Here is a 9,593-nt window from a genome sequence, read left to right as displayed (position 1 = left end):
AAAGCAATGGTTTCATCATAGGTCCGTGCATCCCCCATCACGCCCACGCTACGTACCGGCAGCAATACCGCAAAGGCCTGCCAGAGGCGGTCGTACAATCCCGCCTCACGGATTTCTTCCATGACAATCCGGTCAGCACGACGCAAGACTTCCAGGCGCAGCTCGTCAATCGCTCCCAAACAACGAATCGCGAGGCCCGGTCCGGGGAACGGCTGACGACGAACAACATCTTCGGGCATGCCCAACTCACGGCCCAATTCCCGCACTTCGTCCTTGAACAGCTCACGTAAAGGCTCGACCAGTTGCAGGTGCATACGCTCCGGCAAGCCACCCACGTTATGGTGGGACTTAATGGTTGCGCTCGGGCCCTTAAAGGAAATGGACTCGATCACGTCGGGATACAGGGTACCCTGTGCCAAAAAGTCGACACCTTCCAACTGCTTCGCCTCTTCCTCAAAAATCTCGATGAACAAATTACCGATGGCTTTGCGCTTCTTTTCGGGATCGGTAACATCCGCAAGCACTTCCAGAAAACGTTGACGAGCGTCGACCACCTGCAGGGGAATCTGGAAATAATTGCGGAATACAGTAGCCACCTTCTCCGCTTCGCCAAAGCGCAGCAAACCGTTATCCACAAAAATACAGGTGATCTGCTCGCCGATAGCGCGATGAATGAGCACCGCAGCCACAGCCGAATCCACTCCGCCGGAAAGCGCGGCAATAACCCGACGCTTACCCACCTGGGCGCGGATCGTCGCCACTGCCGTATCCACGTAGGAGTGCATGGTCCACTCACCGGCGCATCCGCAAACGCCACGCACAAAGGCGGTGAGCATCTCCGCACCGCGAGGCGTATGGGCCACCTCCAGGTGGAACTGCACGCCGTAGAAGTGACGGACTGGATCACCGATCGCCGCCAGCGGCGAATTGGCACTGCTGGCCAGCACCCGGAAACCATCGGGCATGGATTCAATCCGGTCACCATGACTCATCCAAACCTCTTCGGCGTCACCGGCAGCACCAAAGGGTAGCAAAGGGCCAACCGCCTCTTTGATCTGGATATGCGCCCGACCATATTCCCGATGCTCCGCCTTACCCACCCGTCCACCCAGCAACTGCGCCATCAATTGCAGACCGTAACAAATACCCAGGATCGGCAGACCCAAGGCAAATAGGCCCAGTTCAACCGTCGGCGCATCAGCATCATGCACCGAGGACGGTCCGCCGGACAGAATAATCCCCTGAGGCGCCCAGGTCTGGATGTCTGCCAGTGGCATGTTATAGGGATGAATTTCACAATAGACGTGGGCCTCGCGCACCCGCCGCGCGATAAGCTGGGTAAACTGTGAACCAAAATCGAGAATCAGAATGCGTTCTTGCATGCTTCAATCCACCCGGTAATTAGGCGCTTCTTTGGTGATATTCACATCATGAACATGGCTCTCGCGCACACCCGCCTGGGTAATTTTGATGAAGCGGGCACGGCTGCGCAGGGCCGACAGATCCTCCGCGCCCAAGTAACCCATGCTGGAGCGCAAGCCACCGAGGAGTTGATGAATGACTTGTCCGGCCGGCCCCTTGTAGGGAACCCGGCCCTCCACCCCTTCCGGCACCAGCTTCGGCGCTTCCGGGCTGGCATCCTGAAAATAGCGGTCGGCAGAACCCTGTTGCATCGCGCCCAAAGACCCCATACCACGATAAGCCTTGTAGGAGCGGCCCTGGTAGAGTTCGATTTCCCCCGGTGCCTCATCGGTGCCCGCCAGCAAACCGCCCACCATAACCGTATGCGCCCCCGCTGCCAAAGCCTTGGCGAAGTCCCCGGAAAAGCGGATACCACCATCGGCAATGAGCGATACGCCGGTACCCTCCAGCGCGTCCGCCACATTACTGATAGCCGTGACCTGCGGCACACCGACACCGGCAACAATGCGGGTGGTACAGATGGAACCGGGCCCGATACCTACCTTGACGGCGTCAGCGCCCGCTTTCACCAATGCCAATGCCGCTTCCGCGGTAGCAATATTGCCGCCGATCACATCCACTTCCGGAAAATGATCTTTCACCCAGCGTACCCGGTCCAGCACTCCCTGACTGTGACCATGGGCGGTATCGACGATGATGACATCCACCCCTGCTTCAGCCAGTGCCTGTACCCGCGCGTCAGTACCTTCACCAACGCCCACCGCTGCGCCCACCAGTAGACGACCTTGTCCATCACGGCAGGCCAGGGGGTGTTCTATGGCCTTGCGGATGTCTTTGACCGTGATTAGCCCGCGCAACTCAAAGCGTTCATTAACCACCAGCATTTTTTCGATACGATACTGATGCAGCAAGGCCTTCGTCGCATCCAGACTGGTGCCTTCCGGTACTGTAACCAGACGCTCGCGCGGGGTCATGACACTGCTTACCGGAGCATCCATGCGTGTTTCAAAGCGCAGATCACGGTGGGTCACAATACCCTCCAGGCGCTCGCCATCCACCACCGGAACGCCGGAAATCCCATGCTCGGACATTATCCGCAATACCTCGCGGATACTCACATCGGCGCGGGTGGTAATGGGATCTTTGATGATCCCTGACTCGAACTTTTTGACCCGCCGCACGAGCGCTGCCTGCTGGTCCGGCGACATGTTTTTGTGAATGATGCCGATACCTCCCTCTTGCGCCATCCCAATGGCCATGGCGGCCTCAGTCACCGTATCCATCGCCGCCGAGAGCAGTGGAATATTCAGGCTGATGCGGCGACTGAGCTGGGTCGCAATTTGCACATTGCGGGGGAGCACTTCCGAATGGGCGGGGACGAGAAGAATATCGTCAAAAGTGAGGGCTTCACCAATCAATTGCATCGTGATTCACCTAAACAAGGAGGGGGCCGGCTGGGATCTACCAGCTCCATGGCTAAAGGCATCCCGCACTATACCCAAGCAAACACCTTTTTTCCAGCCTCGTTTGACGCGGCAGACCCAGTCTTGTAGCTTTCCGGTCTGGTCAACTCCGCGATAACTCGAATCTAAAACTGATATGACGGTTTCCATCATCATCCCCTGTCACAACGAATCCGGAAATCTAGGAACGCTCTATACACGCATCCGCGCGGTCATGGAACAAACTAGCGAGCCCTGGGAGATAATTTGTGTCAATGACGGCAGCAGCGATGACACACTACTACAATTAATCGCCCTGCACAGCCGGGATAAACGGATAAAAATTATTGACTTATCAAGGAATTTCGGAAAAGAGGCGGCGCTTACCGCGGGGCTCGACGCCACTCTGAGCGATGCCGCCATCCCGCTGGATGCTGACCTGCAAGACCCCCCCGAACTGATCCCCGAACTACTCGCTCAATGGCGGAAGGGGTTTGATGTGGTTAACGCCGTGCGCCTTTCCCGCAAAGGAGAATCGTGGTTAAAACGTGCCTCGGCCCATGTTTTTTATCGGGTTATCAATCGCATGAGCGAGGTGGAGATACCACCCGATACCGGTGATTTCCGACTGCTCTCCCGCTCGGTTCTGGACGCCCTGCAAGCGCTCCCCGAGCGTCGGCGCTTCATGAAGGGTTTGTTTGCCTGGGTTGGCTTTCGCAGCACGAACATTTATTACCATCGCGAGCCGCGCCATTCGGGAAGGACCACTTGGAATTATTGGCAACTATGGAATTTTGCCGTAGAAGGCATCACCTCTTTTAGCCAGGTGCCCCTGCAGCTCGCTGCCTATCTGGGCTTTCTGGTTTCGTTACTGGCCTTTCTTTATGCCATCTGGCTGATAATCAGCACTATTGCATATGGAAATCCGGTAAAAGGGTATCCATCCATAATGGTTACCTTATTATTCTTGAGTGGCGTACAGCTCATGGCCCTAGGTGTGATCGGTGAATACCTCGGCCGGATCTATGAGGAAAGCAAGCAAAGACCGGTGTATCTGGTCAAACAGGCTTGGGGAATAGTCAATACACCCAACACGATTCAAGCAGATGACCATAAATAGACTTTGCGTGACGCAATATTACATCCATTTTCCAAAATTACACCGCAACTAAATTACAGCGCAATAAATCGCGTCACTTTCCATAATCAAATCTTATGGTCGGCTCGGTAGTTTTTGTCCCTGGATATGGGACATTACCAGCTACATGCGCCTCCCGGCAAACGCTGCTTTTCCACAACTTTTCAGGTACACTGTCGCCCAGATTACGTTCCACCAACCCAGAGACAACCCTTGGTATCCATAAAAGACTTTATTACCAAGCAGTTAAACCTGCCAGATTCTGCCGTCGAAACGGTGGCGGCTCCCCCGCCGCTATCACCCGGCATCCCCGGTGCACGGGTAACGCCACGTAACGAGCACAACGTTTCGCGGCGGCAGATCAGCGAAGGCGCCTTGCAGGTCCTCAATGGCCTGCATCGCGCCGGCTTTCAGGCCTATCTGGTCGGCGGCAGTGTCCGTGATCTGCTGCTGGGACGGGAACCTAAGGATTTCGACGTCGCAACGGACGCGCACCCGGAGCAGGTCCGCAAACTGTTTCGGCGCAACGCCCGCCTCATTGGTCGACGCTTCATCTTGGTGCACGTACAGTTTGGTCACGAGATCATCGAGGTAGCCACTTTTCGCGGCGGCGCGAACGGCAAGGCAAACGAGGCCAGTGAGCGCAGCGAAACAGGGCGCATATTGGCAGATAATGTCTATGGTTCACTTGAGGAAGACGCCCGGCGCCGGGATTTCACCGCCAACGCACTCTATTACAACATCGCTGACCGCAGCATTCTGGATTTCTCCACAGGCATGGAAGATTTGCAAGCCGGTCGGCTGCGCGTCATTGGTGATCCAGAGCAGCGTTACCGGGAAGATCCGGTGCGGATGCTGCGGGCCGTTCGCTTTGCTGCCAAGCTGGGATTCATCATGGATACAGCCGCCCAGGCGCCCATAGCGGCCTGCCGCGAGCGCCTGCAGGAGGTGCCCTCGGCGCGGCTGTTTGAAGAAACACTAAAACTTTTTTTGAATGGTAACGCGCAGACCAGTTTCGAACACCTGCGCCAGCAGGGGCTATTTGCCGCCTTGTTTCCGCAGGTGGACGTGCTCCTCGACCATGCGGAATACAGCGCGGCACGTACGTTGTTGCAAGGCGCGCTGGGGGGTACCGATACGCGGGTACGTGACGGCAAGTCGGTAACTCCCGCATTTCTCTTTGCCGCATTGCTCTGGCCCGCCTTGCAAGAGCAATGCCGGTTGCTCGAACAACAGGGCAAACCTGCAACGGTCGCCCTGCAGCAAGCCGCCAGCGACGTGCTGCAGGAATGCGTTGGGCGTGTTTCTGTCCCTCGTCGCTTCGCTCTGCCTATGCGCGAAATATGGGATTTGCAGGCGCGTTTCATGCGGCGCGGTGGACGTCGCCCTCACGCGCTGCTCGCCCATCCGCGCTTTCGTGCAGCCTTTGATTTCCTGAGTCTGCGCAGTCAGAGCGGCGAAATATCGGCTACCTTGGTGGAATGGTGGGAACAATTCCAGACCGCAGATCATGATGGTCGACGTATCCTCATCGAACGGGCTCGCCTCGAAGAAACCGGACAGGAAGCGGCACTGGGGCCACTCCCAGCAACATCACGTCGCCGTCCCCGGCGACGGCGACGGCGCGGTAATCGTCCTGGTCAGGGCGGCGCGGATGACAGCCATGACGACGGACAGACCGACAGCGATTAATCCGGATCCCCGCATTTCCATGGGAGAAGGCTCTCTGGATGCACAGAGTACCACTCCAAGTGCAGGCCCATTACCCGCCACACAAATTCACCAGATGCTGCGACAGCAATGGGGAGACGCGCTGCTCCGGCGCCTGCACGGCATCGGCAGGATTGCCGCGAACCTCGGCACACCGGCCTATCTTGTCGGCGGCTGCGTCCGCGATTTTCTGCAAAACCACCCCATGCCAGATATCGATCTGGCCATTGAGGGGGATGTCCGCGCCGTCGCCGAGGCTTGTTCCGCGGAGCTATCCGGCGCGCAATGCACCTATCATCCGCATTTTGGCACCGCTATTCTCCGGTACCCAGATGGCTTCCAGCTGGATCTGGCGCGTTGCCGGATAGAACATTATCCAGCGCCAGCCGCGCTGCCTGAGGTGCAACCTGCTGCCATCCAGGCAGACTTGATCCGCCGTGATTTCACCATCAACGCCATGGCCATCTCCCTGGATCCGGAAAAATTTGGCGAATTTCTGGATCCCTACGGAGGCCGTACAGATCTCCAGCGGCGTCTGCTGCGTGTGCTCCATCCCCATTCTTTTCTGGACGACCCCACTCGTATCCTGCGAGGACTCCGTTTCGCCGTGCGTTTCCAACTCCAACTGGAAGCCAGCACGCGTGACCTGCTGGAGGAGGCATTAACCCAGAATATTTTCGCTCGACTCAGCGGCGCGCGGTTATGGCGTGAGTTGAAGTATCTGCTCGAACTCACCGACCTCCCTGCGGCCTTGGAAGAGCTGGGTGCCTGGCAGTTATGGCCACTGTTGCGCCCGACTCCACTGGAAGTAGAGCCTCTCCTTGCCAAAATACGTCGTGGTCAACAGGAAATCCACTGGTTTCACCGCCACTTCCCTGACGAGAAACTTTGCGACGCGGCCGTTTTGCTGACTATACTCTGGCGGGATATCCCCTGGGCGGCGGAGAAACGCTTACACTATTGGCCGGTGACCGATGGGCGTTATATTCTGAACGATCTGCACCGACTGTCAGAAATACCGGCAGCCCTGGCGAAGGCAAGTCACCCCAGTGCAGTGGCGCAGTTATGGGAATCGCTGTCGCTGCCAGGCATACTGGCGCTACTTGCAGAGTATCCGGAAACCGATACCATCACCAAAAGTGGTCGCTACTACTTGCTGAAACAACGTGGCCTGACATCACCGCTCAATGGCAAGGATCTGCAAGCCATGGGCTTGGCGCCCGGCCCACAGCTTGGTAAGGTACTGCGCCACCTGCATGATGCCCGCCTGGATGGCGCGATTAAAGACAAGGAAACCGCCCGACAATGGCTTATCAGACAAGGCATCCTGCCGTCCATCCAACCGTAATTGCCTGGATCAGTATTGGCAGCAACCTGGACCTGCCCGTGGCACAGGTGCGACATGCGCTGGAGGCCCTGGCCGCCGTACCGGAAAGTACCCTCCTGTGGCAGTCCCGTCTCTACCAGACAGCACCTGTGGGCGGCATCACCCAGCCTGCGTTCGTCAATGCGGTCGCCCGCCTGCAAACTGCTTTGCAACCCCGCGCCCTCCTCAGCCATCTGCAAACTCTGGAGGCAACCGCTGGACGCCGTCGCGCCGATGAAATTTACTGGGGTCCACGAGTGCTGGACCTCGACCTGCTGAGTTACGGGACCACCCATTCTACGGATCCGGAGCTCACCCTGCCCCATCCCCGTCTGCACGAGCGGGCCTTCGTGCTTATCCCCCTTGCCGAGTTTGATCCGGAATTGATCATTTCCGGCTGCGGATGCATCGCCGATCATCTGCCTGCCGTAGCCGGGCAATCCATTACCTGTATTCCTGACAGCGTTTGGGAAACGTCCGCGTGCAACGCTCGTTCTGCCCAAGCATGACCAATCCCCGTATCATCAGTATTGAAGGTCCGATGGGCGCTGGCAAGACCAGTCTGGCACGGCAACTGGGCCATGCCTTGGGTGGACGACTCATTCTCGAAACACCCGCCCAGAACCCCTTTCTCTGCCGTTTCTACCAGGGCCCGGGCGCAGCACTGGCAACAGAGTTGCAGTTTTTAATGCAACGCCGGACACAGTGGCAGCATCTCGGCAATCAGCATTGGGTCATCAGCGATCACAGTGCGCGCAAAGACGAAATTTTTACCCCCTTTACCCTGGATACAGAAGAACTTCGTCTTTTCCACGCCTTGCGCGTGGCTCTGGACTACCATCCCGCACCGGCAGACCTGATGATCTTCCTGGAGGCACCACTACCGATCCTGCTGGAGCGCATCCGGGCCCGTGGAGACGCCTACGAACAGGCACTAACGGCGGATTATCTGGCGCGAGTGCAGACGGCTTACCATGCGTGGCAGGCGGACTATTCCTGGCCCTGCCTGAATATCGACTCGGCGCAGGTGGATTTTGTCCACAATCCGCGGCACACTGAGCAGTTGATCGACACAGTCAGGTATCGCTTGAAAGAGGCTGAGGAGCGAGATGCATAAGAAAATTGCCCGCTGGGTGCAGGACAAGCAAAACGGCATCAAACGCGCCGTGGTTACGGCCTATGACTATCCTCTCGCCTGTTGCGCGGCGGCAGCGGGGGTGCATGGCGTACTGGTAGGTGATTCTCTCGGCATGGTGGTCACCGGTGCCGACGACACCCTCGGCGTTACGTTGGAGCAGATGGCCTATCACACCCGGATGGTGGTGCGGGGAGCTGGGGACTGCCTGGTATTTGCCGACCTGCCCTTCGGGACTTACGAAAAGGGTCCGGAACAGGCCTGGGATGCGGCGGCAACCCTGCTGCGCGCCGGTGCCGACGTCATCAAACTGGAAGGTGGTGCGGAGATGGCGCCTACGGTGGCCTTCTGCGCGGAGCGGGGCGTCAATATCTGCGCCCATATCGGCCTGACTCCCCAGCGGGTGCGGCAGTGGGGCAGTTTTCAACAGCAGGGTACCGACGCGGATAGTGCGCGCCGCTTACAGGCTGATGCCGGGGCACTGGCGGAGGCGGGCGCCCGCTTCGTCGTTTTGGAAGCGGTCCCCGATGCGCTGGCGGCGGATATCACCCGCGATATCGCCATACCCACAATCGGCATCGGGGCCGGGCCGGATACCGATGCCCAGGTGCTGGTGATGCACGATCTGCTGGGGATCAGCGCGAAAAGCCCACCCTTTGCACGGCGTTATATTGAAGGCAGCCAGATCATGCGTGATGCCCTCGCCGAGTATGTGCGGGACGTGGGCAACAACGGGTTCCCGCCGCGTCGTAAGTGCTGACATGGCGATATTCAAGGATATTGCCGGCCTGCGCCAATGGCGCCAAAATCTGCGTGGCACCCTGGCCCTGGTGCCCACCATGGGCAATCTGCACGATGGACATCTCGCGCTGGTGAAACTCGCCGCCACCCGGGCCGAACAGGTGCTGGTCAGTATCTACGTCAATCCGTTGCAGTTCGGACCCCAGGAGGACTTTGCGAATTATCCGCGCACCCTGGATCAGGATTTGCAGCGCCTGCAAGAAGCGGGTTGCCAGACCGTATTTACCCCTGATGACGGATTGATGTATCCGCGGGGGCGTCAGGATATCAGCGTCGTTATGCCGCCGCGCAGCTTGAGCACGGTGCTTTGCGGGGCCAGCCGTCCCGGTCACTTCGTCGGGGTCTGCACCGTACTCAACAAGCTGCTGCATATGGCCTCACCAGAAATACTCGTTCTTGGCGAGAAAGACTATCAACAACTGCGTATCGTTCAGCAGATGCTGTCTGACTTGAACCTCAATGTGCAGGTCTTGCCGGGGCCCCTACAGAGAGAGCCCGACGGGCTCGCCTACAGTTCGCGCAACACCTTTCTGAGTCTGGCAGAGCGGCAGGTTGCGCCGCTGCTCGCGGCGACACTCT

9 protein-coding genes are annotated in these 9,593 nt (G+C 58.2%); 7 read left to right on the top strand and 2 right to left on the bottom strand.

Features of this window, described 5'->3' with window-relative positions:
* Both guaA and guaB read right to left on the bottom strand, forming a co-directional pair.
* Positions 1–1,382 (bottom strand): glutamine-hydrolyzing GMP synthase (guaA, locus tag HF921_RS00400; RefSeq protein WP_215893089.1); only part of this gene is annotated, 1,382 nt, incomplete at its 3' end.
* A 3-nt stretch (positions 1,383–1,385) separates the two neighbouring features.
* Complete coding sequence (guaB, locus tag HF921_RS00395) at positions 1,386–2,846, bottom strand: IMP dehydrogenase (protein WP_064218230.1); 1,461 nt, start codon at positions 2,844–2,846, stop codon at positions 1,386–1,388.
* Positions 2,847–3,021: 175 nt separating this feature from the next.
* On the opposite strand from guaB, the gene HF921_RS00390 reads away from it, so the two are divergent.
* The 7 genes from HF921_RS00390 to panC form a co-directional block, all read left to right on the top strand.
* On the top strand, positions 3,022–3,984 hold the full coding sequence (locus tag HF921_RS00390) for a glycosyltransferase family 2 protein (protein ID WP_215893088.1): 963 nt from the start codon (positions 3,022–3,024) through the stop codon (positions 3,982–3,984).
* A 231-nt stretch (positions 3,985–4,215) separates the two neighbouring features.
* Entirely contained in the window at positions 4,216–5,694 is a 1,479-nt protein-coding gene (gene pcnB, locus HF921_RS00385) for a polynucleotide adenylyltransferase PcnB (RefSeq protein ID WP_064218232.1), read from the top strand.
* The gene (locus HF921_RS00380) at positions 5,666–7,060 is read left to right on the top strand and encodes a CCA tRNA nucleotidyltransferase (RefSeq protein ID WP_226834240.1); all 1,395 of its coding nucleotides are present in this window, start codon (positions 5,666–5,668) and stop codon (positions 7,058–7,060) included. The genes pcnB and HF921_RS00380 overlap by 29 nt, the downstream gene beginning before the upstream one ends.
* Positions 7,018–7,587, top strand: coding sequence for a 2-amino-4-hydroxy-6-hydroxymethyldihydropteridine diphosphokinase (folK, locus tag HF921_RS00375; RefSeq protein ID WP_064218233.1), 570 nt, complete (start codon positions 7,018–7,020; stop codon positions 7,585–7,587). Before HF921_RS00380 ends, folK begins: the two co-directional genes overlap by 43 nt.
* Entirely contained in the window at positions 7,560–8,195 is a 636-nt protein-coding gene (locus tag HF921_RS00370; protein WP_229066012.1) for a deoxynucleoside kinase, read from the top strand. The genes folK and HF921_RS00370 overlap by 28 nt, the downstream gene beginning before the upstream one ends.
* A complete protein-coding gene (gene panB, locus HF921_RS00365) occupies positions 8,188–8,973 on the top strand; it encodes a 3-methyl-2-oxobutanoate hydroxymethyltransferase (protein WP_064218235.1) in 786 nt (261 codons plus the stop codon). The genes HF921_RS00370 and panB overlap by 8 nt, the downstream gene beginning before the upstream one ends.
* A gap of 1 nt (position 8,974) precedes the next feature.
* Positions 8,975–9,593, top strand: a 619-nt coding sequence (gene panC, locus HF921_RS00360; RefSeq protein WP_215893087.1) for a pantoate--beta-alanine ligase, incomplete at its 3' end; no start/stop codon positions are given.

Origin of the sequence: Acidithiobacillus ferriphilus (assembly GCF_018854775.1) — a bacterium.
Lineage (GTDB): Bacteria > Pseudomonadota > Gammaproteobacteria > Acidithiobacillales > Acidithiobacillaceae > Acidithiobacillus > Acidithiobacillus ferriphilus.
The sequence above is the reverse complement of the archived record's forward strand: the minus strand, read 5'-3'. Positions and strand labels throughout refer to the sequence as shown.

Bases quoted from the DNA above. Each gene is read 5' to 3' on its own strand.
- guaB (WP_064218230.1), bottom strand. From the start codon at position 2,846: ATGCAATTGATTGGTGAAGCCCTCACTTTTGACGATATTCTTCTCGTC.
- HF921_RS00390 (WP_215893088.1), top strand. From the start codon at position 3,022: ATGACGGTTTCCATCATCATCCCCTGTCACAACGAATCCGGAAATCTA.
- HF921_RS00380 (WP_226834240.1), top strand. From the start codon at position 5,666: ATGACGACGGACAGACCGACAGCGATTAATCCGGATCCCCGCATTTCC.
- folK (WP_064218233.1), top strand. From the start codon at position 7,018: ATGGCTTATCAGACAAGGCATCCTGCCGTCCATCCAACCGTAATTGCC.
- panB (WP_064218235.1), top strand. From the start codon at position 8,188: ATGCATAAGAAAATTGCCCGCTGGGTGCAGGACAAGCAAAACGGCATC.